Source organism: Aurantimonas sp. 22II-16-19i, from assembly GCF_002088275.1.
GTDB lineage: Bacteria > Pseudomonadota > Alphaproteobacteria > Rhizobiales > Rhizobiaceae > Jiella.
On sequence record NZ_AQQS01000008.1, the window covers coordinates 51,678 to 75,757 of the forward strand.

17 protein-coding genes and 1 tRNA gene are annotated in these 24,080 nt (G+C 67.6%); 9 read left to right on the forward strand and 9 right to left on the reverse strand.

Annotated elements, in window-relative coordinates; translation table 11 throughout:
* Nucleotides 1-78: 78 nt before the first annotated feature.
* The 4 genes from ATO4_RS08840 to ATO4_RS08855 all read left to right on the forward strand — a co-directional run bounded on the left by ATO4_RS08840 (nucleotide 79) and on the right by ATO4_RS08855 (nucleotide 7,810).
* Nucleotides 79-1,233, forward strand: a complete 1,155-nt coding sequence (locus tag ATO4_RS08840; protein WP_176222913.1) for an efflux RND transporter periplasmic adaptor subunit — start codon at nucleotides 79-81, stop codon at nucleotides 1,231-1,233.
* Nucleotides 1,230-4,352, forward strand: a complete 3,123-nt coding sequence (locus ATO4_RS08845; protein WP_083591110.1) for an efflux RND transporter permease subunit — start codon at nucleotides 1,230-1,232, stop codon at nucleotides 4,350-4,352. The genes ATO4_RS08840 and ATO4_RS08845 overlap by 4 nt, the downstream gene beginning before the upstream one ends.
* Nucleotides 4,353-4,448: 96 nt before the next feature.
* The gene (gene ggt / locus ATO4_RS08850; RefSeq protein ID WP_083591111.1) at nucleotides 4,449-6,200 is read left to right on the forward strand and encodes a gamma-glutamyltransferase; all 1,752 of its coding nucleotides are present in this window, start codon (nucleotides 4,449-4,451) and stop codon (nucleotides 6,198-6,200) included.
* Between the two features lie 197 nt (nucleotides 6,201-6,397).
* On the forward strand, nucleotides 6,398-7,810 hold the full coding sequence (locus ATO4_RS08855; RefSeq protein WP_176222914.1) for a diguanylate cyclase: 1,413 nt from the start codon (nucleotides 6,398-6,400) through the stop codon (nucleotides 7,808-7,810).
* On the opposite strand, the gene ilvA is transcribed toward ATO4_RS08855, so the two are convergent.
* The 3 genes from ilvA to ATO4_RS08870 all read right to left on the reverse strand — a co-directional run bounded on the left by ilvA (nucleotide 7,773) and on the right by ATO4_RS08870 (nucleotide 12,137).
* Nucleotides 7,773-9,032, reverse strand: coding sequence for a threonine ammonia-lyase IlvA (gene ilvA, locus ATO4_RS08860; RefSeq protein WP_083591244.1), 1,260 nt, complete (start codon nucleotides 9,030-9,032; stop codon nucleotides 7,773-7,775). The two genes, ATO4_RS08855 and ilvA, sit on opposite strands and share 38 nt — an antisense overlap.
* 968 nt (nucleotides 9,033-10,000) lie before the next feature.
* Nucleotides 10,001-11,815 (reverse strand): adenine deaminase, encoded by a 1,815-nt coding sequence (gene ade, locus ATO4_RS08865; RefSeq protein WP_083591113.1) that lies wholly within the window; start codon nucleotides 11,813-11,815, stop codon nucleotides 10,001-10,003.
* A gap of 238 nt (nucleotides 11,816-12,053) precedes the next feature.
* Nucleotides 12,054-12,137: transfer RNA gene (locus ATO4_RS08870), tRNA-Leu, on the reverse strand.
* A gap of 160 nt (nucleotides 12,138-12,297) precedes the next feature.
* On the opposite strand from ATO4_RS08870, the gene ATO4_RS26990 reads away from it, so the two are divergent.
* Nucleotides 12,298-12,531 carry a hypothetical protein gene (locus ATO4_RS26990; RefSeq protein ID WP_139802334.1) on the forward strand — a complete coding sequence of 78 codons (234 nt, stop codon included), beginning with the start codon at nucleotides 12,298-12,300 and terminating at the stop codon, nucleotides 12,529-12,531.
* 877 nt (nucleotides 12,532-13,408) lie between these two features.
* On the opposite strand, the gene ATO4_RS08875 is transcribed toward ATO4_RS26990, so the two are convergent.
* From ATO4_RS08875 to ATO4_RS27685, 3 genes are all read right to left on the reverse strand, one after another.
* Complete coding sequence (locus tag ATO4_RS08875; RefSeq protein ID WP_083591245.1) at nucleotides 13,409-14,188, reverse strand: succinate dehydrogenase iron-sulfur subunit; 780 nt, start codon at nucleotides 14,186-14,188, stop codon at nucleotides 13,409-13,411.
* A gap of 186 nt (nucleotides 14,189-14,374) precedes the next feature.
* Entirely contained in the window at nucleotides 14,375-15,496 is a 1,122-nt protein-coding gene (locus ATO4_RS08880; RefSeq protein WP_176222915.1) for a phosphatase domain-containing protein, read from the reverse strand.
* 134 nt (nucleotides 15,497-15,630) lie between these two features.
* Nucleotides 15,631-16,326, reverse strand: a complete 696-nt coding sequence (locus tag ATO4_RS27685) for a hypothetical protein (protein ID WP_176222916.1) — start codon at nucleotides 16,324-16,326, stop codon at nucleotides 15,631-15,633.
* A gap of 235 nt (nucleotides 16,327-16,561) precedes the next feature.
* On the opposite strand from ATO4_RS27685, the gene ATO4_RS08890 reads away from it, so the two are divergent.
* Entirely contained in the window at nucleotides 16,562-17,467 is a 906-nt protein-coding gene (locus ATO4_RS08890) for a cycloisomerase (RefSeq protein ID WP_083591116.1), read from the forward strand.
* A gap of 120 nt (nucleotides 17,468-17,587) precedes the next feature.
* Here the strand turns inward: ATO4_RS08890 and ATO4_RS08895 are convergent, their stop codons facing one another.
* Nucleotides 17,588-18,460 carry a methyltransferase domain-containing protein gene (locus tag ATO4_RS08895; RefSeq protein WP_083591118.1) on the reverse strand — a complete coding sequence of 291 codons (873 nt, stop codon included), beginning with the start codon at nucleotides 18,458-18,460 and terminating at the stop codon, nucleotides 17,588-17,590.
* Between the two features lie 14 nt (nucleotides 18,461-18,474).
* A complete protein-coding gene (locus ATO4_RS08900; protein ID WP_083591120.1) occupies nucleotides 18,475-19,119 on the reverse strand; it encodes a hypothetical protein in 645 nt (214 codons plus the stop codon).
* A gap of 292 nt (nucleotides 19,120-19,411) precedes the next feature.
* Between ATO4_RS08900 and ATO4_RS08905 the strand changes: the two genes are divergently transcribed.
* A complete protein-coding gene (locus tag ATO4_RS08905) occupies nucleotides 19,412-19,624 on the forward strand; it encodes a cold-shock protein (RefSeq protein WP_083591122.1) in 213 nt (70 codons plus the stop codon).
* A 285-nt stretch (nucleotides 19,625-19,909) separates the two neighbouring features.
* On the opposite strand, the gene ATO4_RS08910 is transcribed toward ATO4_RS08905, so the two are convergent.
* On the reverse strand, nucleotides 19,910-21,049 hold the full coding sequence (locus ATO4_RS08910) for a site-specific DNA-methyltransferase (RefSeq protein WP_083591123.1): 1,140 nt from the start codon (nucleotides 21,047-21,049) through the stop codon (nucleotides 19,910-19,912).
* Nucleotides 21,050-21,306: 257 nt separating this feature from the next.
* Between ATO4_RS08910 and ATO4_RS08915 the strand changes: the two genes are divergently transcribed.
* Both ATO4_RS08915 and ATO4_RS28675 read left to right on the forward strand, forming a co-directional pair.
* Nucleotides 21,307-21,987, forward strand: coding sequence for an HAD family phosphatase (locus ATO4_RS08915; RefSeq protein WP_083591124.1), 681 nt, complete (start codon nucleotides 21,307-21,309; stop codon nucleotides 21,985-21,987).
* A 285-nt stretch (nucleotides 21,988-22,272) separates the two neighbouring features.
* Nucleotides 22,273-24,078, forward strand: coding sequence for a methyl-accepting chemotaxis protein (locus ATO4_RS28675; protein ID WP_083591126.1), 1,806 nt, complete (start codon nucleotides 22,273-22,275; stop codon nucleotides 24,076-24,078).
* Nucleotides 24,079-24,080 lie beyond the last annotated feature (2 nt).

A 24,080-nucleotide genomic window follows, 5' to 3' on the forward strand; every position in this document is an offset into this window, starting at 1 on the left:
ATTGTTATCTTCGCACCAGTCGAAACGATGAATTCTGGCGTGTGGACATCGATGAAGATCTTGGCGAAGACCGGACGATTGGCCGCTCTGTTTGCAACAGCTGCGCTGATCATCGTCGCATGCCAGTTCGGTCTCGCCGGGTCGAACCGGGATAGCGGCGTCTCGCCGCGCGCCGCCGCGAGCGACACCGCCCAGACCGTCGATGCCCCGGATGCCGCCGCAGAGCCCGCCAGCCTCACCGTCACGACGGATACGGTGCGCAAGGCGCGGATCGCCGCCTCGATCGTCGCCAACGGTGTCGTCGCGGCCCATCGCGAGGTGATCATCGGGGCGGAATCGAGCGGCCTCAGGCTGATCGAGGTCGCGGTGACGCAGGGCGACACCGTCGAGGCCGGCCAGGTCCTCGCGCGGCTCGACGATTCCCTCCTGAAGGCCCAGCTCGCCGAACAGGACGCGGCCATCGACAGCGCCCGGGCGACGCTCGCCAACGCGGTTGCGACCAGCGAGCGCAGCCAGCGGCTGGTGAAGTCCGGCACCGTGTCGAAGGAAACCGCCGAGGCCAACGCCACCACCGTCGCCACGGCGCGGGCCGCCCTCGCCCAGGCCGAAGCCGCGAGGAAGACGCTCGAGGTCCAGCTGGCGCGCACGATCATCCGCGCGCCCTTCGCCGGCGTCGTCTCGGCGCGGCCGGCGGTTCCCGGCATCATCGTCCAGGCCTCCAGCGAGCTCGTTCGCATCCAGGAGAACGGTGCGCTGGAGGCCCGGGTCGACGTTCCCGAACACGCCGTGTCCGCGCTCGCGCCGGGTGCCGTCGCCACGGTCACGGCACCCGATGGCCGCACGATCGACGCCGCGCTCGCCTCGCTCGACGAGGTCGTCGACACCGACACCCATCTCGCTTTGGCGGTGATCCCGCTTCCCCAGAACTCCGGCCTCAAGGCCGGCATGTTCGTCACCGCCCGGATCGAGACCGGCGGAACCGACAGCCTGACCGTCGCCGACAAGGCACTGACCTGGCAGGAGGGCCAGACCGCCGTCTTCCGGATCGCCGCCGACGACACCGTCGCCGCCGTTCCGGTCGCGGTCGGGGTGCGCAGCGAGGGCCGCGTCGCCGTGTCCGGCGAGCTGGCCATCGGCGACCGGGTGGTCACCAGCGGCGCCGGCTTCCTGCAGGACGGCAACAGGGTCCGCCTCGTCACCGAGCAGGCGTCGAGCGAGGGGGAGCCGCAGTGAAGAACATCTCCGCCTGGGCGATCCGTCATCCGCTGCCGACGATCATCCTGTTCCTGACGCTGGCGATCGCCGGCATCTGGGGCTTCACGCAGCTGCGCGTGAACAACATGCCGGACATCGACTTTCCGATGGTCCGGGTGACGATCACCCAGGCCGGCGCCTCGCCGACGGAGATCGAGACGCAGGTGACCGATCTCATCGAGAACGCCGTCGGGACCATCTCCGGCGTCGAGAGCGTGACCTCGCAGGTCAGCGAGGGCGCCTCCGTGACGGCCATCGAGTTCGAGCTCGACACCAACCTGATCGAGGCGACCGACGACGTCCAGAACGCCATCGACGGCATCGCCGGCCAGCTGCCCGACGCGGTCGACACCCCGATCGTCTCGCGGGTCGAGGTGGGCGACTTCGCGATCCTGACCTATGTGGTCGAGGCGCCGCAGATGCAGCCGGATGCGCTCTCCTGGTATGTCGACGAGGACGTCTCCAAGGCCCTGCTCGCCGTCGACGGCGTCTCCAAGATCACCCGCTCGGGCGGCGTCGACCGGGCCATCCTCGTCAAGCTCGACCCCGCGCGGATCGACGCCTATGGCACGACGGTGGGGGCGGTCACCAACGCGCTCGCAGCCCAGAACCTCAACCAGGCCGGCGGGCGCACCGTCATCGGCGGCACCGAGCAGACCGTCCGCACGCTGGGCAGCGCCGGATCGATCGCCGAACTCGAGAACACCCCGATCCCGGTCGGCCTCGGCAAGTCCGTGCGGCTCGCCGATCTCGGGCAGGTCGTCGACGGCTGGGAAGAGCCGAGGAGCCGGGCAAGGCTGAACGGCAGCGAGGTCGTCGCCTTCTCCGTCTACAGCGCCAAGGGATCGAGCCAGATCGCCGTCACCGAGGCCGCGCGGGCCGAGGTCAAGGCGATCGACGCCAACAACCCGGACGTCGGCTTCACCGAGGTCACCTCCTCGTCGGACTTCGTCGAGGAGAGCTACGATGCCGCGATCGAGGCGCTCTGGCTGGGCGCGCTGCTCGCCGTCGTCGTCGTCTTCCTGTTCCTGCGCGACATCCGTGCCACCATCGTCGCGGCGACCGCCCTGCCCCTGTCCCTGATCCCGACCTTCGCGGTGATGGCCTGGCTCGACATGTCGCTGAACAACATCACGCTGCTCGCTCTGTCGCTGGTCGTCGGCATCCTCGTCGACGATGCCATCGTCGAGATCGAGAACATCGTCCGGCACATGCGCCAGAGCGGCAAGAGCGCCTACGAGGCGGCGATCGAGGCGGCCGACGAAATCGGCCTCGCCGTCGTCGCCACCACCGCGACGATCATCGCCGTCTTCGTGCCCGTCGCCTTCATGCCCGGCATTCCCGGCAAGCTGTTCGTCAGCTTCGCCGTGGCCGTCTGCGTCTCCGTCACCTTCTCGCTCGTCGTCGCGCGGCTCCTGACGCCGCTGATGGGCGCCTATCTGGTCAAGGCCGGTGGCGGCGACGCCAAGGAAGACACGCCCGCATGGGTGTCGGCCTATCTCGCGATCCTGCGCCAGGCGCTGCGGTTCCGCTGGCTGACGACGGTTCTCGGCATCGCCTTCTTCGCCGGCTCGGTCTATGTGGCCATCGGCCTGCCGACCGAGTTCATGCCGTCCTCCGACCGCGGCCGGGCGCTCGCCTCGATCGAGCTCGTTCCCGGCTCGACGCTGGAGGAGACCGACGCGGTGGTGAAGGCCGTCAGCGCGATCCTCTCCAAGCAACCCGAAGTCGCCAGCGTCTTCGCCTCGATCGGGACGGCGTCGGAAGGCGGCGGCGGGCCCCAGCGCAACACCACGGCCAGCGTCAACTCGGCGACGGTGACCGCCAATCTCGTCCCCCGCGGCGACCGCGAGGCGACCCAGCAGGAGTTCGAGAAGCGGCTCGCCGGCGCCTTCGACGGGATTGCCGGCGCGAGGGTGCAGTTCGGCGCCGACAACCAGTCGGGCTCGAAGGTCAAGATCACGCTGGCCGGCGCCGACAGCGAAAAGCTCACCGAGACCGCCAACGACCTCGCCGCCCAGATGCGCGATGTGCCCGGGCTGCTCAATCCGATCTCGGATGCCGCCGCCGCCAAGCCGGAGCTGGTCGTTACGCCGGACAAGCAGCGCATGGCGCGCTTCGGCATCACCGCCAGCGACGTCGCGAGGCTCCTGTCCGTCGCGACCATCGGCGCCAACGACGCGGCCCTGGCGAAGTACAGCCTCGGCGACCGGCAGGTCTACATCGTCCCCACCCTCACCGACGACGCGCGCGGCGATCTCGAACGGATCAAGGCGCTGAAGATCGCCGGAACGTCGCAGACGGTTCCGCTCGGCTCGATCGCCAGCTTCAGCTTCGGCGCCGGCCCGACGACGATCACCCATTATGACGGCGAGCGGACGGCGAGCGTCGAGGCGGAGTTGTCCGGCCTCACCCTCGGCGAGGCGCGCGAGGCGATCGCCACCCTGCCGGTGATGAAGGACATGCCGGCGGGGATTTCCGAGAAGGCGCAGGGTGACGCCAAGCGGATGAACGAGATGTTCTCCGGCTTCACCGTGGCAATGGCGACGGGCGTTCTGTTGATGTTCGCGACGCTGGCGCTGTTGTTCAACTCGTTCCTGCAGCCGATCACCATCCTCACCGCCCTGCCTTTGTCCATCGGCGGCGCCTTCGGCTTCCTGTGGCTGACGGGCTCGGCGGTGGCGATCTCGGTGCTGATCGGTGTCCTCCTCCTGATGGGCATCGCGGCGAAGAACTCGATCCTCCTCGTCGAATACGCCATCGTTGCCCGGCGCGGCGGCCAGGACCGCTACGGCGCCCTGATGGACGCGGCGCGAAAGCGCGCCCGGCCGATCGTCATGACCTCGATCGCCATGGCGGCAGGCATGGCGCCGCTGGCGCTCGGCCTCGGCGCCGATGCGGAAACCCGGGCGCCGATGGCGATCGCGGTGATCGGCGGGCTGGTCTCCTCGACGCTGTTGTCCCTCGTCTACGTGCCGGTGGTCTACACGCTCGTCGACGACCTGGAGCGAGTGCTGGGACGCTGGCTGGGCAGGCTCTTGCCGAAGGACGCGCAACGAACGACACGCGGTGAGGCGCAGGCGACGCCCGCGGAGTGAAGTTCGTCGTCGCGAGACCGCTTCCGCCCGCGCCCCCCGGCCCTAGCTTCCTCCCGACAACCCGTGAAGGAGCCGCCCGTGACGCCCATTCGCTCGATGCTCGCCGCCGTTCTCGCCGGCTTCGTCTTCGGAACCCCCGCCCTCGCCCAGCAGGCGGCGGACCGGGTTCAGCCCGAGGCGGCGACGTCGCTGAAGCCGGTTTCCGCCGAGCCGGTGCGGGCCAAGCGGTTCATGGTCGCCGCGGCCAATCCTCTCGCCACCGAAGCCGGCCGCGACATCTTGCGGAAAGGCGGCAACGCCATCGACGCGATGGTGACGACCCAGCTCGTCCTCAACCTCGTCGAGCCGCAATCCTCCGGCATCGGCGGCGGGGCGTTCCTGGTCTTCTTCGACGCCAAGGCGGGACGGCTGACCACCTTCGACGGCCGTGAGACCGCGCCCGCCGCGGCCGATCCGACGCTGTTCCTCGACGAGGCCGGCGATCCTTTGACCTTCTACGACGCGGTCGTCGGCGGCCGCTCGGTCGGAACGCCCGGCACGCTGCGGCTCCTCTTCGACACCCACGAACGCTTCGGCGCCCTCGACTGGAAGAGCGTCGTCCAGCCGGCGATCGATCTCGCGAAGGCAGGCTTCGAGGTATCGCCGCGGCTCAGCCAGTCGATCGCCGGCGACGGCGAGCGGCTGAAGCGCTTTGCCGGCACGCGCGAATACTTCTTCGATGCGAACGGCGAGCCGCTGCAGCCGGGCACGCTCCTGAAGAACGAGGCCTTCGCACGAACCCTCCAGACCATCGCCGACGCGGGCGCCGCCGGCTTCTACGAGGGCGCGCTCGCCGAGGCGATCGTCGCCACCGTCCAGAATGCCGAGGGCAATCCCGGCCGCCTGGCGCTCTCCGACCTTGCGAACTACCGCATCGTCGAGCGCGAGCCGGTCTGCATCACCTACCGGGTCCAGGAGGTCTGCGGCATGGGCCCGCCCTCCTCCGGCGCGCTCACCGTCGGCCAGATCCTCGGCCTGATCGAGCCCTTCGACATCGAGGCTCTGGGCCCCGGGAGCCCGCAGGCCTGGCGCTTGATCGGCGACGCCTCGCGCCTCGCCTTCGCCGACCGGGGCCGCTACATGGCCGACATCGATTTCGTGCCGATGCCGCTGAAGGGCCTCCTCGACAAGGACTATCTCGCCTCCCGGGCCGAGCTGCTGAAAGGCGAGAAAGCGCTCGCCGAGGATCAGGTCCAGCCGGGCTCGCCGCCCTGGGACCACGCCATGCTGCTCGGCGACGACACCGCCATCGAGCTGCCCTCGACCAGCCATTTCGCCATCGCCGACGCGGCCGGCAACGTCGTCTCGATGACAACGACGATCGAGAACGGCTTCGGCTCGCGGCTGATGGTGGAGGGCTTCCTCCTCAACAACGAGCTCACCGACTTTTCCTTCGCCACCCATGACGACGATGGCCACACGATTGCCAACGCCGTCGCGCCGGGCAAGCGGCCGCGCTCCTCGATGGCGCCGACCATCGTGATGAGGGACGGCAAGCCGGTGCTCGCCATCGGCTCGCCCGGCGGCAGCCAGATCATCGGCTATGTCGCCCAGGCCCTGATCGCCATTCTCGACTGGGACATGAACGTCCAGCAGGCTGTGGCGCTTCCCCATCTCGTCAACCGCTTCGGGGCGTTCGAGATCGAGGCCGGCACCAGCGCGACGCAGCAGTCGGCGGCGCTCCGGGACATGGGCTTCGAGGTCAAGGAAAGCGACCTCAATTCCGGCCTCCACGCCATCTCGATCACGCCCGACGGGCTCGAAGGCGGCGCCGATCCACGTCGCGAGGGTGTCGCTGCCGGAGAATGACTGCCCCGCCAATTGTTTGAACTTGCAACTTTTTCCTTGGCCATGGCGTCGCTGCCGGGCGGAGCCCGTACCCGCCTTAACAACTGTCCGTCGGCCAGAGACCATTCCTTAACCAAGAGGGCTCATTCACCACCGTACTGGGCAACCTTTGCAGGCGAACGATGCTTTCGACCTCGGGACACCAGAGGTGGGCGGCAATGGACAACGTTCTGACGGACAAGACCTTTCCGACCCTGCAAGGGGCACAGGCGCACGACGCGCCCTCCCCGCCTGCGGCACTGGCGGAATTCGGCCTCGACGGCACGCTGCTCTCGGCCAACGCCGAGTTTCTCCAGTTGCTGCACTACGAGGAGGAGGCGCTGGTCGGCCGCCACCATAGCCTCCTGCTGTTTCCCGAGGACCGGGACGACCCGCAATATCAGGCGCTGTGGGACCTGCTGCGAGCGGGCGAAACCGTCCAGCGGGAGTTTCGTCGCCTTGCAGGCAACGGCCAGGAGATCTGGCTCCAGGCGAGCTACAGTCCGATCCTCGCCGACGACGGCACCCTCAAGGGCATCCGCAAGATCGCCACAGACATCACCGCCAGGAGGCGCCAGGCCGCCAATCACGAGAACATCCTGGCCGCCATCTCCCGCTCGACGGCGATGGTGGAGTTCGCCATGGACGGCACGATCATCGCCGCCAACGCCAACTTCGCCGCCCTGATGGGCTACGACGTCGGCGAACTGCTCGGCCGCAACCATGCGGAATTCGTTCCCGCCGAGATCGCCGAAAGCCCCGCCTATGCGGCCTTGTGGAATCGCTTGCGGTCGGGCGAGTTCATCCAGGCGGAATTGTCCCGCATCGCCCGGTGCGGCAGAACCGTCTGGCTGCAGGCGAGCTATAGTCCCGTCGTCGATGCGGCCGGCCGCACGGTCAAGGTGATGAAGATCGCGACCGACATCACCGAGCGGATGATGCAGAGCGCCGAGGCCGAGCGCCTCGCTTTGCTCGACCCGCTGACCGGAATCTCCAACCGCCGCGGCTTCGACCTGGCGCTCGCCGCGGCGCTGGAGGACTTCCGCAAGGGCGCCGAGCCGATCTCGCTGGTTCTCCTCGACGTCGATCACTTCAAGGCCTTCAACGACATCTACGGCCATCAGATCGGCGATCGCTGCCTGCGCAAGGTGGCAAAGGCGCTGGAGCGGAGCGTCGGTCGCCCTGAAAGCCTGGTGGCGCGCTATGGCGGCGAGGAATTCGCGGTGCTGCTTCCCAACACGACGCGACTGGAGGCGGGAAGGGTCGCGGAGGCCGCGCGGGCCGCCATCCAGACACTCGGCATCGACCATCCCGGCAATGCCGGCTGGGGCACCGTCACCGCCAGCCTCGGGCACGTCACCTTCGAGGCTGGCCGCGACGAGCGCTTCCACACCGCGACCGAACTCGTCACGGCCGCCGACAGGGCGCTCTATACGGCCAAGCGGCTGGGCCGCAACCACGTCGCCGATGCCGTCGATCCGCATTCGAGGGACAGCCCGGCGATCCTCCAGATCGGGCCCGCCGACGATCCCGCAGGCCCGGAACCCGACGCCGTCAGATCAGGAGGTCCGCGACGATCTGGTCTTCGGTGATGTCCTGGTAGCGGATGCCGCCAGCCTCGAACCGCGCCAGAAGCGCCGGAAAGTTTGCCGGATCCTTGGTCTCGATGCCGAGCAGGATCGAGCCGAAGTCGCGGGCCGACTTCTTCAGATATTCAAACCTGGCGATGTCGTCCTCCGGCCCGAGGAGGTTGAGGAAGTCCTTCAGCGCGCCGGGCCGCTGGGCGAGCCGCAGGATGAAATACTTCTTCAGGCCGGTGTAGCGCAGCGCCCGCTCCTTCACGTCCGGCAGGCGCTCGAAGTCGAAATTGCCCCCCGAGACGACGAGGACGACCGTCTTGCCGCGCACCTCGTCCTTCAGGCTCTCGAGCGCGTCGATCGCCAGGGCGCCGGCCGGCTCGAGCACGATGCCCTCGACATTCAGCATCTCCAGCATGGTGTTGCAGAGCCGTCCCTCCGGCGCGAGAATTACGTCCTCTGGGGCGAAGCGCGTCAACGTCTCGAAGGGGATCTCGCCGATCCGGGCGACGGCGGCGCCGTCGACGAAGCCGTCGATCTGCGGCATGCGGGTGAGGCTGCCGTTCTTCAGGCTGGAATGGAGGCTGGGCGCGCCGAGCGGCTCGACGAAGCGAAGCGCCGGCGGCGCGCCTGCCTCCCCATCGAAATAGCGCGTCATGCCCGAGGCGAGCCCGCCGCCGCCGACCGGCATCACCACGAGATCGAGCACTTCCTCGCAGAGCTGCTCGCGGATTTCCCGGGCGACGCTCGCCTGGCCCTCGACGATGTCCTCGTGATCGAAAGGCGGCACGAATTCGGCATCTTCGGCGGCCGAATAGATCTTGGCGGCCGCGTAGCAGTCATCGAAGAAATCGCCGGTCAGCTCGATCTCGATCGCCTCGCCACCGAAGACGCGGGTCTTTTCGATCTTCTGCTGCGGCGTCGTCACCGGCATGAACACCCGGCCCTTCACCCCGAAATGCTTGCAGGCGAAGGCGAAGCCCTGGGCGTGGTTGCCGGCCGAGGCGCAGCAGAATTTGCCGCCGGCGCCGCCCGCAGCCATCTTCTTGCGCATGAAGTTGAAGGCGCCGCGGATCTTGTAGGAGCGGACCGGCGTCAGGTCCTCGCGCTTCAGGAAGATGCGGGCGCCGTACTTGCCGGAGAGATGTTCGTTCAGTTGCAGGGGCGTCGCGGGGAAGAGATCGCGCAGCGCATCCTGCGCGGCTTCGACACGGGCATTGAAGGTCGGTTCGGTCATGGTCGTCGCATGTCTCGTCTGCTCCGGCCGGAGCGGCTGCATCCCTGCCCGCCGGGCCTTCGCCGCGACGGGCGCGGCGTGCCGCCGCAGTCTCGAACCGGATGTGAGCCGCGCCGGGCGCGGCGAAAGAGTCCTGGCGGATCGTCGATGCGGATCGTCCGCGATGGCGCGAGGCGGCGCCCCGCTGGACGGCCGGTCGCGGCCGGGGCGTCAGTCCCCGAGGGAACCGTGGCCCCGCGCGGCGCCGGCGCCGGTAATCGAGACCACGGCGCATCCGGCGACGACGATCTGCAGCGAAACCGCCGTCGCAAATCGATCGATCGTCATCGTATGCGCTCCCCTTCTCAAGATCAGGCCGATCATTCGCCGCGTTTGATGCGCCAGACGGCGGGTTTTGTCAAAGCCGGCGTCCTCGCCGAACTCGCTCGGCGGGCCGGGCCGGCGGGCACTCCACCTCGTCGCTGCTGCCGGCATGGGCGGCAGTCCGCCGGCTACGGGGCAGGCCCCGGCGCGTTTCCAGCGACGCGATCGCGCCCGACACCATCGTCTGCACAGCCCGGGCGAAGGTTACGGAAGACCGTCGGCTTGCCGGCTTACCCCGGGAGTGCGGCGGGTCTCCCTCCCCGATCGGGGAGAAGCAGCGGCGAAATAATATGTCATTTTTGTTGATGAATAGAAATCTTTGCCGAAATGGTGACGAAACATTGGCGAGTCCGGGACGCCATTCCCATGAAACATAGCCCGACTAACCTTCGGGACATCGCAGCCAAGACATCCCGGACGATGTCTCCAAGAGACCGAACAGGCTGCACAAATCTACCCGGACCGCATGCCGCTGCGCCCGGGATGGACGGCTCCGACGATCAACGCCCCAAATCGTCGGAGCCGCCGCCTTTGTTTCTTTCCCCTCGATGCTCCCCGTCTCGCACCGCCCTTACGCCCGGCGCTCGACCCCGCAGGCGAAACCGTCAGACGAACAGGTCGACGATCTTGAAATCGGCGCTGTCGACGATCCCCTTGTCGGAAATTCGCAAGGCCGGGATGACCACGAGCGCCAGCAGCGAGTGCTGCATGTAGGCGTTGTTGAGCGTGCAGCCGGCCGCGCGCATCGCGGCGATGAGCCCGTCGGCCTTTTCCGCGACGATCTCGGCGCGCTCGTTCGACATGAGGCCCGCAATCGGCATCTCGATCAGCGCCATTTCCTTCCCGTCCGAGAAGAACACGACGCCGCCGCCGACCTCGCCGAGGCGATTGGCGGCGAGCGCCATGTCGGTCTCGCTCGTCCCGACCACGATCATGTGGTGGCTGTCGTGGGCGACCGTCGATGCCATGGCACAGCGGTCGCGATAGCCGAAGCCGGAGACGAAGCCGTTGGTGACGCCGCCGCTCGCCCGGTGCCGCTCGACGAGGGCGATGCGGCAGACGTCGTTGTCCGGATCGGCCAGAGCGATGCCGTCCACGACCGGCACCCGCGCCGTCAGCGCCTTCGTCGGCGCCTGGTTCTCGACGACGCCGATCACCCGCACCTCGGCGTCGTCGCCCGAGCCCTCCGGCGCCTTCACCCGGAAGTCGTCGGCGACGAGCGCCCGTCCGAGCCGGACCGTGTCGACCGCGCTCGCCGGATAGGCATGGGCCGGCATGTCGGCCTCGAGCTTGCCGGCCGAGGCAAGCCGCACGCCGCGGCCGTAGACCGCGTCGATCGCAAGGTCGCAGAGGTCGGACACGATGAGGAAATCGGCCCGCCGCCCCGGCGTCACCGAGCCGATCTCGCGCTCCAGTTTGAAGTGCTCGGCAGTGTTGATCGTCGCCATCTGGATCGCCGTCATCGGCTTCAGGCCTTGCGCGATGGCATGGCGCACCACCCGGTCCATGTGGCCGTCGCGGACCAGCGTGCCGGAGTGGCAGTCGTCGGTGCACAGGATGAAATGGCGCGAATCGAGACCCATCTCGGTGATCGCCCGGACCTGCGCGGCGACGTCGTACCAGGCCGAGCCGAGCCGCAGCATCGCCTTCATGCCCTGGCGCACTCTCGCGGCGGCATCTTCCATCCGCGTGCCCTCGTGGTCGTCCTCCGCCCCGCCGGCGACGTAGCCGTGGAAGGCGAGGCCGAGATCGGCCGAGGCGTAGTGACCGCCGACGGTCTTGCCGGCCCTGCGCGTCGCGGCGATCTCGCCGACCATGGCGGGATCGTTGGCGGCGACGCCGGGAAAGTTCATCACCTCGCCGAGGCCGATGATCGCCGGCCAGCCCATCGCCTCGGCGACCTCCTTCGGCCCCAGCACCGCACCGCCCTCTTCCAGGCCCGGCGCCGAGGGAACGCAGGACGGCATCTGGACCCAGACGTTCACCGGCTGGACGAGCGCCTCGTCATGCATCAGCCGCACGCCGGGAAGCCCGAGCACATTGGCGATCTCGTGCGGGTCGATGAACATCGAGGTGGTGCCGTGGGGAATCACGGCGCGGCAGAACTCGGTCACCGTCACCATGCCGCTTTCCACATGCATGTGGGCGTCGCACAGCCCCGGCACGACATAGCGGCCCGCCGCGTCGACGACCGCCGTGTCCGGCCCGATCGCGTGGGAGGCGTCGGGCCCGCAATAGGCGAAGCGGCCGGCCGCGACGGCGATGTCCGTCGCCGGGATGATCTCGCCGGAATGGACGTTGACCCAGCGCGCGTTCCTGACCACCAGATCGGCCTTGGCGCGCCCCATGGCGACGTCGACCAGCCGCGCCGCCACCGCCTCGAAGGGCTGGACGGCGGGGCTGTGTTCGGTCTCAGTCATGGCGGCGCTCCGAGCGTTGTGATTGTCGGGAGAACGAGGTCGCCGGGCAAGTCCGGCGGTGGCCAGGATATGTCGCCCGTCCCGGAAGCCTCAAAGGGTTTATGCAGAGCCGCGCGCATTTTGTCGCAGCCGCGAGAACCGGCGAAGGCGAGACCGTCTCGAAGACGCCAGCGCCGGCGCCCCTGCGCCCCCGCTCGGCGCAGCGTCCACGATGACGGATTCGTCAGATGTTACGGGATGGTACGGGCGGCGGGACTCGAACCCGCATGACCGAGGCCCAGGGATTTTAAGTCCCTTGCGTCTACCATTCCGCCACGCCCGCGCCCGGCGCGACCTGAGCGTCTGCGCAGCCGGCTGTCAAGTTTTGTTGAGCCGAAGCAACATCGCCAAGAAAAGCGCTTAGCAACCGCCCCGAAGTGGGATATGGTCTCCCCATGCCTTGGAAGTGCCGGATTCTTCGATTTCGGACAGGAGGGAACGCCGTGGCATCGAGGGGTGACAGCCGGATAGAGCAGTTCGCAGGGATCGGATGGTCCTTCGTCGATGCTCCCGATGTGTCTGAAGACGAAGGTCTTTTGATGCGTCTGCGGGCCAACAACGATGCACTCGAAAGCTTGCGTCAGGCACTCGACGAAGAAAGCCAGATTTTCGCCAGATTCATCCGTCGCGACCCGGATGAGGCGACGGAGGAGACGGCCGAAAGCGTCGTTTTCTGACCGATTGCTGCGGGCGAATCACGCCGCCCGCACGAGATTTCCCCGACTATCTCCACCAAACCGTAGCGGCGGGAATGCCGCCTTACTGCATGTCGACCTTACTCGGACGAACGATGTCGGTGTCGATCGATGTCGCCGGCTGGGTGCTATCTCGCTTTATCTCGCTTCGGCTGCCCGCGACGAGGTAGGATTCCATGTCTTGAGAGGCTCAGACGAGACGAAAGATTCGACAACTCGTTCGCCGGGCCAGCGGCCGGCGCCTGCCATGGCGCCTTTCACGGATCGACCACCAGGCGCCCAGCCAGTCCAAGGTGGCATCGCCATCCACGGGGACAGCACCCCCAGACGAGCACGGCGCGTCAGATGGGCCCCGGGCTGCTGCTTGGCGCGCGAGGCGAGGCGTTACAGGCTGCAAACAACTTTGACAGGACTTCCCGAAATACCATGCTGGGTGCCTCGGGGACGACGGATTGCCGCTCCCCCGGGCGCTTCGTTACTCTCGGGCCCCGTCCATACAAGATGCAGACATTTCAGAGGGGCTTCGTTTGCAGGCCGATGCCAAGCGGCGTCTCCGTGGACGAATGTTGGCGAACCATCGCGGGCTCGTCATTCTCGGGCCCCGTCCCGAGAATCCAGGGGCATCGCTCCAAACGGCTGATCCTGCTGGCGAAAACGCCCCACCGCAACGTCGCATCTGGTTACCGCGCCGGCCCGAGAAAGACGACAACGTCGGGCATGGCACCATCAGAACTGCACCCCGGCACTGGCAGCCCGCCTCAGAACCCGCGGTCCTGAAACGACCCTTCGCGTCCTGTGAACGCGGCAGGTACGCGGCCCGGGGATGGCCGGACGAAGCCCGCCCCGGAGCCGGCCAGGCTCAGATGCGCCGCTCGACCATCATCTTCTTGATCTCGGCGATCGCCTTCGCCGGATTGAGGCCCTTCGGGCAGGCCTGGGTGCAGTTCATGATCGTGTGGCAGCGATAGAGCTTGAAGGGATCCTCCAGGGCATCCAGCCGGTCGCCCGTCGCCTCGTCGCGGGAATCGATCAGCCAGCGATAGGCCTGCAGGAGCACGGCCGGGCCGAGATAGCGCTCGCCGTTCCACCAGTAGGACGGACACGACGTCTGGCAGCAGAAGCACAGGATGCATTCGTAGAGGCCGTCGAGCTTTTCCCGGTCCGCATGGCTCTGGCGCCATTCCTTCTCGGGCTGCGGCGTCTCGGTCTTCAGCCACGGCTCGATCGAACGCAACTGCGCATAGGGCAGGGTCAGGTCGGGGATCAGGTCCTTGATCACCGGCATGTGCGGCAAGGGATAGATGGCGATGTCGCCCTCGATCTCGTCCATGCCCTTGGTGCAGGCGAGCGTGTTCGAGCCGTCGATGTTCATCGCGCAGGAGCCGCAGATCCCCTCGCGGCAGGATCGCCGCAGCGCCAGCGTGGAATCGACCTTGTTCTTGATCCACAGAAGCGCGTCGAGCACCATGGGGCCGCAATCGGCCGTGTCGACATAGAAGGTGTCGATGCGCGGGTTCTTGCCGTCGTCGGGCGACCAGCGATAGATCCGAAACTCGCGAACCTCCTTGGCGCCCGCCGGCTTGTCCCAGACCTTGCCCTCGGTGAGTCTCGAGTTTTTCGGAAGCGCGAGTTCGACCATCGTCTTTCCATCCGGTGCCTGATTGGAATCGTTCGCACCATAGTGTTTGCGGTGCAAAACGGAAGAGCCGTTCTGGACCGCCATCTGCTTCTAATCGGTTGAAGGATGCCGGAAAAATCGTCGCATGCCGCCGCTGGCGTCCAAAAGCCGGATCATCCCCCGACGGCCGCCTGAAAAGCGCGGATCTCAGCCCTCTCCGTGCCGCTCCTCGATCGCCTTGCGGACCGATTCGACATCGTCCGCATCGATCAGCCCCATCTCGTGCGCGCTCGCCGCCGCCTCGAACAGCGTCTCGGCATTGGTCACGGCGATGCCCATCTGCCGCAAGGCCGCAAGGCCCTCGCCCGCATGGTCCGTCAGGATCCCGCGCGTCACGTCGCGGATGTGGACGGCGAGCACCCGCCCCTCGTGGCGGCGCGCGGCCTCGGCATAGATCGCCGCGTCGCGCTGGCCGGAATCGCCGATCAGCACGAAGGACAGGTCCGGATGGGCGTCCATGATCCGTTCGATCATCTCGAGCTTGTGGCCGTCGTGGCCGCCGGTCAGCCACTTGTCCCTGTCGAGGCCGAAATCCTTCAGGAACATCGGCCCATGCGGGATCTTGCGCAGGGCCAGGAAGCTCTCGAACAGGTCGTAGAGGTTCCACGGGCTCGACGAGACGTAGAAGATCGGGTTGGTCTCCGGGCCCTCGCCGCCCTTCGCCAGGGCCCGATAGAGATGCGAGACGCCGGGAAAGGCCGTGCGGCTGCGCGCCGAATTGGCGACGACGGTGCGCCAGTGCTTGAGGAAGTTGGTCGCCCCGGTCTTCACGATGGTGTCGTCGATGTCGGAGATGACGCCGAAGCGGGCCGACCGGCCGTGCCTGCGGACCTTCATCTCCGCCCCGAGCGGCTTGACCTCGTGGAACGGCGCCGACAGGAGCTCGAGTTCCACGCAGAACCACGGCGCCGTCTCCGGTCCCGGGTGCAGCGGCAGGACGGCGTCGAAATAGCCCTCCCCGTCGCTGACGAGTTCGCCGGACTGCCCCAGCGCCCGCCATGCGATGCGCGCGCCCTTGATCTCGTCGGTCTCGTAGCGCTTGAGGGTCAGCCAGACGTTCCGCAGCGTCGAATCGCTGTGGGGCGCCGTCGTCACCCCCTCGTCCTCCAGCACCCGGCCGCGGATCCAGACGCCCTGCGGGGTCGCCATGCCGCGATAGGGCACGAGGAGCGGCGTGCCGATCAGGCCGGTCCGCCGCTTGAAGGCCCAGCGAGCCCGGTCGAAGCCGCCCTCGGCCTTGTGCAGCAGCGTGCGGAGCCGCGTGGTCACGGGCATCGGATCAACGGCCTTTCCCGGAAGGGTCTGCCGCCGGCGGCAGGCCGGCATTCACGAAGGGGCGAGGCGTCCTCCGGCAAGCCGGTCCCGGAAGGACCGGCGCCGGAAGCCTCACGCCGAGCGCGCCTCTAGCCGCCGGACTTCGGCGCGGCGTCCGCATCGGGCTTCACATAGGTCCCCGACTTGCAGGCGTTGGAGGTGGCGTCGAGGAAGGCGAAGATCGTCTTCTGGTCGTCGATCGTGACGGTGCCTCGCCGCAGGAGCTGGTCGGCGGTCGGCGGCGCGACGACGCTGGCGATCAGATAGTCGCGCTGGGGCGAGGAGAGCTGTTCCATCGCCTGGCCGGCAAGGCAGGTGCACGCGGCCGGCGACATGTCGCGGATCTGGATGCCGCAGAGATCGGTGATGATCGCGGTCTGGTTCTCGGGCGTCAGATGCGGCATCTGGAACTTGTCGCCGACGGCATTGCGCGGCTGCCCGTCGCTCGCGGCCGCGCCGCTCTGACCGGCGGCCGGCGCCGCCTCCTGGCCGCTCCCCCCGGCAGGCGTCTCCGTCGGCGCGGCGCCGAGCGGCGCGCCGCTCCCGGTGGCATCGCTCGCCTCGCCGCCGGCGGCCGCCGGCTCTTGCGGCGTCTCCGTCTCGGCCGGCGACATCGGCGTCGGGGCCGCATCCGGCGGCAGCACGGGGTTCTGCTGGTTCGTCTCCCCGCTGGGCGTGCCGCCCGCTGCGGACCCACCCGACGATTCGCCCGACTGCGCCGCCGCAGCTCCCATCCACAGCCCCAGCGCCGTCGCCAGAATCGCCGTCCGCATAACGATTTGCATTCAAGAACCTCCCATCGGTCTGACGAGGACGCACCTCGCCGAAACGTGCCCGAGGGCGATCATCTAGGGCATTTCGCCGACCTTGGCGAACCGCGCCGCCACGGCTGCTGTCATCGCAGGATCATCAGTCAGGAATAGCAATCGCCTCATGGCCCGTGACCCGCCCGCAAGGCGATGTCCGGCAGAACCTGTGGGCGGTCCCGGCCGCCCACGTCGTCACAGAGGAAGAGAGACCATGCAGCGAATCCCTCACCTGGCAGCCACGGCGCTTCTCGTCGCCGGGGCGATCGTCCCGGCCCTCGCCGGCGAGCCGGCCGAGATGCAGTCCGAGACCGTCGCCACCTACACCATCCCCGAAGCCAACCAGGCGGTCGGTGTGGACGCCACGCATTTCTATGCGATCGACAACCGCACCATCGCCAAATACGACAAGGCGACCCAGACGCTGGTGAAGACGTTCGAGCGGCCGAAAGGTGGAGCGGTCAAGCATTTCGACAGCGCCTCGGTGGTCGACGGCAAGATCTACGTCGCCCATTCGAACTATCCGGAATGGCCGATGACCTCATCGCTGGAGATCTTCGACGCCGAAACGCTCGACCATGTCGAAAGCCACTCCTTCGGCATCCAGCTCGGCTCGTTCACCTGGGTGGACAAGGGCCCCGACGGCGCCTGGTACGGCGCCTTCGCCAACTACAATCGCGTCTTCGGCAAGAGCCCGCTCGCCTACGGCAACAAGTACAACACCCAGGTCGTCAAGTTCGACGCGGACTGGCAGCCGAGCCAGGCCTGGATCTTCCCCGACGCGATCGTCGACACCTTCGACGACATGTCGAATTCCGGCGGCTCCTTCGGGCCCGACGGCAACCTCTACATCAGCGGCCACGACGAGCCGGAAGCCTATGTCATGGCGCTGCCGGAATTCGGCTCCGTCCTCGAATGGAAGGCGACGGTGCCCCTCGCCAACCGCGGCCAGGGCATCGCCTGGGACCGCTCCACCGGCGACACGATCTACGCGATCATCCGCGGCAAGGGCGAAGAGGAAAACAAGGTGACGGTCAACCGCGTGATGTTCGAACAGCCCGCGAAGGAGGCCGGTGCATCATCATCGGACGAGGCCGCGGAGACCGCCCCGGCGAAGTAGCGCCATCGCACGCCGCCATGGGTCCGGGACGGGGGCGGCGGCGATTCCACCCCCATCCCGGCGCCGCCTGGACCCGTCGAAGAAGCGCTGGCGACCGTGTCCTGCCTCGGCGGCGGGTCCTCAGGCCGGCCGCTGCGCGATGAAGAGATGGCCCGGCGCCGGCTGGCCCTCCTGCATGCGCACGGTGATCGGCTCGGCGGACAGGATCGTCAGGCCGGCCCGTTCGAGTTCGCGCCGCACATAGGCCTCGCCATGGTGGAAGCGGTGGTCGCGGCCGACGGCGAAATCGCGCGCCGGGCCGGCGGACCCGTCGGCGGCACCATTCGCACCATCATGGGCAGTCGCCGCATCGCCGCCCGCCAGCGACTCCGTCGAGGCGGCGAACACGCCCGCCGGCGCAAGCCTTGCGGCCACCGCCGCAAACAGCGGCGACAGGTCGCCGAGATAGGGAAGCACGTCGGCGGCGACGATGAGGTCGAACGGCTCGGCCTCGTCGAAGTCTTCCAGGAAACCCAGCGCCTCGCCGATATAGAGATGGTCGTAGGAGCCGGAATCGAAGGCGATCTCGACCATCTTCTCCGACAGGTCGACCCCCAGCATCTCGTCCGCCCGGCCGTCGAGAACCGTGCCGACGAGACCGGTGCCGCAGCCGAGATCGAGCCCCCGGTCGAAGTGGTGGAGGCCGAGCTGCGTCAGCCCCTGCGCGATCAGCTCCGGCACGCCGTAGCCGAGCTGGCGCACGAGGATGTCCTCGAACATCTCGGCCTGCTGGTCGAACAGGGTGGCCACATAGGCCTCGCCCGCCGATGCCGGCGTCTCGCCGAGCCCGAGCGCTGCCAGCCGCAGCCGCGCGCCGACATGGTCGTCGGGATCGATGTCGAGACAGGCCCGGTAGGCGGCGGCGGCCGCCTCGGCCCGTCCCGCCTTCTCCTCGGCCAGCGCCTTGCTGTAGACGGCGTCGAGCGCGTCCTCGTCGAATGGGCGGGCGGTCATGTCGGAAACATCCTTCAGGCTGTCGGCTCGGCCTGTCTGCCGGCCGCGGCCTCCATTTGCAAGAGCGCCAGCGCGGCGGCCTTCAGCCGCGCGATCGGCAGGCTCATGAAGACCTCCGGCAGCGGCGGGTGGGCGAGCAGCTCGGCCACGGTCTCGTCGGCGGACGGCAGGTGGAAGAAGCCGAAGCGCTCGACCCCGAGCCCTCCGGCGGCAAGGGCGAGGCGATAGAGCGTGTCGTTGCAGAGATAGGACCCGGCATTGCTCGACCATTCGAAGTCGACGCCCGCGCCCCGCAGCGCCGCGGCGACGGACGCCCAGTCCAGCCGGCAGGGCAGGAGCTGCGGCCCGTCGCCGATGGAGGGGCCGGCGGCGAACGCGCCGAGAGCGTCGGCCCGGCCGAGTTCGCGGTGATTGCGGGCCTGGAGCTCGACCCGGAAGCGCTCGGCGCGCAGATGGGCGCCGAACATCAGCACCATCTTCGGCCGGTGCGTCTCGATCACCGCCTTCAGCTGCGGCCAGGTCTCGTCCCAGGCGACGGGGAGCACCACTCCGGCCGCCCCCAGCGACGCCAATTGCGGCCCTAGGGCGTCGACGAGATCTTGCGAGGGGTTCCGGGCAACGCCCGGGAAGGCGGCAAAGCCAACGACGAGAACCGACATAGTCTAACGAATTCCGCTGCTTGCTGGAGAGGGAGATGCCGGCACGGAAGCTGTCCCGCAATGAAACGTGAATTTGGTCAGAAATCTTTCACTTGCAATGACCCTGGGAAATTAGCATTCTTCCCCGCGTTCGGGCAAATTCGCGAACACGGGTAATGGACGAATTGCGTATCGGGAGCGCCTCTCCCGGGTGGGTCACAGACCCACGATGTGTCGGTTCCTAATCCTAATCAAGACTTGCCTGCCGCCGCCCCCAGGGGCGCCCATACATGCCAGGATGAGGACTCCGATAATGGCACAGACCGGCACGGTCAAATTCTTCAACACCGAAAAGGGATTCGGTTTCATCAAGCCGGACAATGGCGGGGCGGACATCTTCGTCCACATCTCTGCCGTTCAGGCATCGGGCCTTCCCGGCCTCGAGGAAAACCAGAAGGTCTCCTTCGACACCGAGCCCGACAAGCGCGGCAAGGGCCCGAAGGCCGTCAACCTGCAGCCGGCCTGATCCGGCCCGGTCATCCCGCCATCTCACGCCATCGCCTGTCGCGGGCCGAGAGCATCGCATGCTCGCCCGCGGCAACGTTCGTTTCCGTTGCGTGACCGCGCCCAAGACCGCGGCGTGCTTGATGACGCATCGCGGCGCCAGTGATCGCTTGCCGCGCGCCCGGGGCGATCTTGTGCCGCGCGCCCGGGGCGAGGATGCGGCGAGATCGTTGCCGCAAGACCGACATCGCCTGACCATCTCCGCCAGCCGGGCGCCGCCGCCGGATCGGCGCCGCAGGATCCGGTTTCACGCCGCCGGGGGCCGCAGTGCCATGCGCTCCCGCACCAGCCGGCGCAACTCGTCGATCGGCTTCAACTGGCCCTCGTCCTCGACATGCCAGAAGGTCCAGCCGTTGCAGGCGGACAGGCCCTGCACCTTCGCCCCCACCCGGTGGATCGATGCGGCCTCTCCGGCGACGGAGACGGTGCCATCGGCCCGCACATGGGCGACATGGCGGCGTCCGGCATCGGTGAGCTCGGCGCCCGGCTCGATCAGCCCCGCCTCGATCAGGCTGGCGAAGGGGACGCGCGGCTCGGACCGCTTGCCCGCCTGGATCGTCAGGCTTTCGGCCGACAGCGGCTCGACGGCGGCGATCCGCCGCTCCGCCGCCTCGATATAGGCCTCCTCCCGCTCGATACCGACGAAGTGCCGCCCGAGCTTCCGTGCGACGGCGCCCGTCGTGCCGGTGCCGAAGAACGGGTCGAGCACGATGTCGCCGGGCTTTGTCGAAGCGAGCAGGATGCGGGCGATGAGGGCCTCGGGCTTCTGGGTCGGATGCAGCTTGTGGCCGTCCTCGTCCTTCAGCCGCTCGCCTCCGGTGCAGATCGGGAACAGCCAGTCGGAGCGCATCTGGACGTCGTCGTTCGCTGCCTTCAGCGAATCGTAGTTGAAGGTGTAGCCCTTGGCGTTCTGGTCTCGCGAGGCCCAGATCAGCGTCTCGTGGGCGTTCTGGAACCGGCGTCCGCGAAAATTCGGCATCGGGTTGGACTTGCGCCAGACGACGTCGTTGAGCAGCCAGTAGCCGAGATCCTGCATGGAGGCGCCGACCCGGAAGATGTTGTGATAGGAGCCGATCACCCAGATCGTGCCGTTCGGCTTCAGCACCCTGCGGGCGGCGAGCAGCCAGGCCCTGGTGAAGGCGTCATAGGCCTGGAAGCTCTCGAACTGGTCCCAGGCGTCGTCGACGGCGTCGACCTTCGACTGGTCCGGCCGGTGCAGGTCTCCGGCGAGCTGGAGATTGTAGGGTGGGTCGGCGAAGACGACGTCCACAGAGCCGGCCGGCAACGCCTCCATGCGGGTGACGCAGTGGCCCTGGAAGATCCTGTCCTTGAAGGTGAAAGCCGGGTCGATCGGCCGTTGCAGAAGTGCGGAGCGGGAAAGAGCCATGACAAAACACCGATTACGCCGGAAACAGGGACGAACCTCATGGTTACCGAACGGGGTAAACAATCGATAAAACTGCCGGACGATTTCGGCCGGAACTGCCGCCGGTTTCCGGATCGGCTGCTGCATGGCCGCCCGTCGCGCGCCCCGGATGGCACCCGGGCGTTTGCGAAGACGCCGCGCCGTGCTACCGCACGCCCGGGACGCCGCCCGCCGGCCCCCAAGCCGTTTCATGTCATCCAAGAGGACGCAGCCGGGAAATGCCACAGCCACAGCTCCTGATCTTCGACTGCGACGGTGTCCTCATCGATTCCGAGGTGATTGCGGCGAGGGTTCAGTGCGAGATGCTGCGCGAGGAGGGGATCGAACTCGACGCGGCCGACCTTGCGGCGCGGTTTGCCGGCCTCACCTGGCCGGCGATCGTCGAGCGCCTGTCGGACGAGACCGGCCAGCGCTTCAGCCAGGCTTTCATGAAGCTCGTCGACGACGAGATCGACCGCCGGCTCGGCACCGAGGCCGAGGAGATCGCCGGCGCCCACGAGATGCTCGACCGGCTGGTCCTGCCCCGCTGCATCTGCTCGAACTCCAGCGCCGCCCGCCTCGAGCTCGAGCTCGAGCATGTCGGCCTGTGGGACAGGTTCCGGCCCTATGTGTTCAGCGCCGCGGACTTCGGCAGGCCGAAGCCTGCTCCCGACGTCTTCCTGCATGCGCTGAAGGTCTTCGAAGTCACGGGAGACCAGGCCGTCGTCATCGAGGATTCGGTGCATGGCGTCAGCGCCGCTCGGGCCGCCGGCTGCCGCGTCGTCGGCTTCACCGGGGCCGGCCACAGCTATGCCGGTCACGCCGATGCCTTGACCGAGGCCGGCGCCGAGACGGTGATCAGCCGGCTCGCCGATTATCCGGCCGTCATCGAGGTCTTCGCCGACTGGCAGGAGACGTAAGGGCACGCTTTACAGCTCCGGAAAATGCCACGGAGCGTGATAGATCGACAATATTACTGATCAGATTACCTCGATGACTTTGGGTAATCAGTATTCTTGGAATTTGTAATCCAATCTTAGGTTATTGTATTTGGCGCGTGAGCCTGCGAAAATTCTTCCTTAATAGGTTTCTGAGCAGATGGTGAAGTGAAGAGCTTCCATGCCTACCGGCTCAAGACCGAAGTCATCCATCGGCAAACCCAGACATGGACTCGAAGATCCGACTCACCTCTTTGAGAGCGCACCATGTCTAACATTTTCCGACGCAGCCAGATGGTCAAGCACAAGATCGCGGCACTCGACGCGCTCCGTACCAACGTCATGCTGGCCGACGCCAAGCTGAACATCACCTATCTCAATCCGGAGCTCGACCGTCTGCTGCGCCAGGCCGAGCCGGAGCTGAAGCAGGAGCTGTCACGCTTCAACGTCGATACGCTGGTCGGCAGCAACATCGACATCTTCCACAAGAATCCCAGCCACCAGCGCAACATGCTGGCGACGCTGCAGCGCCCGCACAACGCCTCGATCAAGGTCGGCAGCCGGGTGTTCGACCTCCTGGTGACCCCGCTGCGCGAGGGCACCACGACCGTCGGCTTCGTCGTCGAATGGGCCGACGCCCGGGAGCGCCTGCTCAACCTCGACTATTCCGGCCAGATGCAGGCGGTCGGACGCTCCCAGGCGGTGATCGAGTTCGCGACCGACGGCACGATCATCACCGCCAACGAGAACTTTCTCACGACGATGGGCTACCAGCTGTCGGAAGTCGCCGGCAGGAACCATTCGATGTTCGTCGAGGCCAGCTACCGCGACAGCGCCGAGTACCGTGAATTCTGGGAGGCCCTGCGCAACGGCAAGTATCAGGCCGCCGAGTTCCGTCGTTTGGGCAAGGCTGGCAGGGAGGTCTTCATCCAGGGCTCCTACAACCCGATCTTCGATGCCAACGGCAAGGTCACCAAGGTCGTCAAATACGCCACCGACGTCACCGCGCGCGTCAGGGCCGTGGCCGAGGTCGGCGCCGCCCTTTCAGACCTCGCCGACGGCAAGCTCGGCCGCCGGATCGAGAAGCCGCTGACGCCGGAGCTCGACCAGCTGCGGGTCGACTACAACCAGGCGCTCGAGGGGCTGGAAGCTGCCATGGGCCAGGTCAAGGGCGCGACCTCGACCATCGGTGAAGGGATGAGCGAGATCGCCACTGCGGCCAATGATCTCTCCCAGCGCACCGAGCAGCAGGCGGCCAGCCTCGAGGAAACGGTCGCCGCCCTGTCGGAGATCACCCGCGGGATCAACGGCACCGCCGCCGACGCCGTCAAGGCCAACCAGGCGACGGCGACGGCCCTGCGCGATGCCGAGAATGGCGGCACGGTCGTTTCCAAGGCGGTCGATGCGATGAGCAAGATCGAGGCGTCGTCCCAGCAGATCTCCCAGATCATCGGCGTCATCGACGAGATCGCCTTCCAGACCAATCTCCTCGCGCTCAACGCCGGCGTCGAGGCGGCCCGCGCCGGCGAGGCCGGCAAGGGCTTTGCCGTCGTCGCCCAGGAAGTGCGGGCCCTCGCCCAGCGCTCGGCGGAGGCAGCAAAGGAGATCAAGGCGCTGATCTCGACGTCCTCCGAGCAGGTGGAGAGCGGCGTGGAACTCGCCAGAGCCTCCGGCAAGTCGCTCGAGGAGATCGTCGCCCGTGTCCAGGAGGTCAGCCACCTGGTCTCGGCGATCGCCCGCAGTGCCGACCAGCAGGCCTCGACGCTGCGGGAAGTCTCCGGAGCTGCCGACCAGATGGACAAGGTGACCCAGCAGAACGCCGCCATGGTCGAGGAGACCACCGCGGCCGCCAAGAACCTCAGCGTCGAGACCGAGCAGCTCGCGACCCTGATGCAGCGCTTCACCACCGCCGCGGACGCCAAGGCCGGCGCCAGCCGCAGGCCGCAGGCCAGGGCCGCACAGCCGGCACAGCCGGCCGCACGCCAGCGCTCGGCCAGCCAGCCCCGCCATCAGAGCGCCGGCAACACCGCGCTGAAGTCCGCGCCCCGCGAGGAAAGCTGGGCGGAGTTCTGATC

What these genes read in the sequence shown, in the direction of transcription:
- ggt (WP_083591111.1), top strand. Translation starts at nt 4,449, where the DNA reads ATGCTCGCCGCCGTTCTCGCCGGCTTCGTCTTCGGAACCCCCGCCCTC.
- ATO4_RS08855 (WP_176222914.1), top strand. Translation starts at nt 6,398, where the DNA reads ATGGACAACGTTCTGACGGACAAGACCTTTCCGACCCTGCAAGGGGCA.
- ilvA (WP_083591244.1), bottom strand. Translation starts at nt 9,032, where the DNA reads ATGACCGAACCGACCTTCAATGCCCGTGTCGAAGCCGCGCAGGATGCG.
- ade (WP_083591113.1), bottom strand. Translation starts at nt 11,815, where the DNA reads ATGACTGAGACCGAACACAGCCCCGCCGTCCAGCCCTTCGAGGCGGTG.
- ATO4_RS08875 (WP_083591245.1), bottom strand. Translation starts at nt 14,188, where the DNA reads ATGGTCGAACTCGCGCTTCCGAAAAACTCGAGACTCACCGAGGGCAAG.
- ATO4_RS27685 (WP_176222916.1), bottom strand. Translation starts at nt 16,326, where the DNA reads ATGCAAATCGTTATGCGGACGGCGATTCTGGCGACGGCGCTGGGGCTG.
- ATO4_RS08890 (WP_083591116.1), top strand. Translation starts at nt 16,562, where the DNA reads ATGCAGCGAATCCCTCACCTGGCAGCCACGGCGCTTCTCGTCGCCGGG.
- ATO4_RS08895 (WP_083591118.1), bottom strand. Translation starts at nt 18,460, where the DNA reads ATGACCGCCCGCCCATTCGACGAGGACGCGCTCGACGCCGTCTACAGC.
- ATO4_RS08900 (WP_083591120.1), bottom strand. Translation starts at nt 19,119, where the DNA reads ATGTCGGTTCTCGTCGTTGGCTTTGCCGCCTTCCCGGGCGTTGCCCGG.
- ATO4_RS08905 (WP_083591122.1), top strand. Translation starts at nt 19,412, where the DNA reads ATGGCACAGACCGGCACGGTCAAATTCTTCAACACCGAAAAGGGATTC.
- ATO4_RS08910 (WP_083591123.1), bottom strand. Translation starts at nt 21,049, where the DNA reads ATGGCTCTTTCCCGCTCCGCACTTCTGCAACGGCCGATCGACCCGGCT.
- ATO4_RS08915 (WP_083591124.1), top strand. Translation starts at nt 21,307, where the DNA reads ATGCCACAGCCACAGCTCCTGATCTTCGACTGCGACGGTGTCCTCATC.
- ATO4_RS28675 (WP_083591126.1), top strand. Translation starts at nt 22,273, where the DNA reads ATGTCTAACATTTTCCGACGCAGCCAGATGGTCAAGCACAAGATCGCG.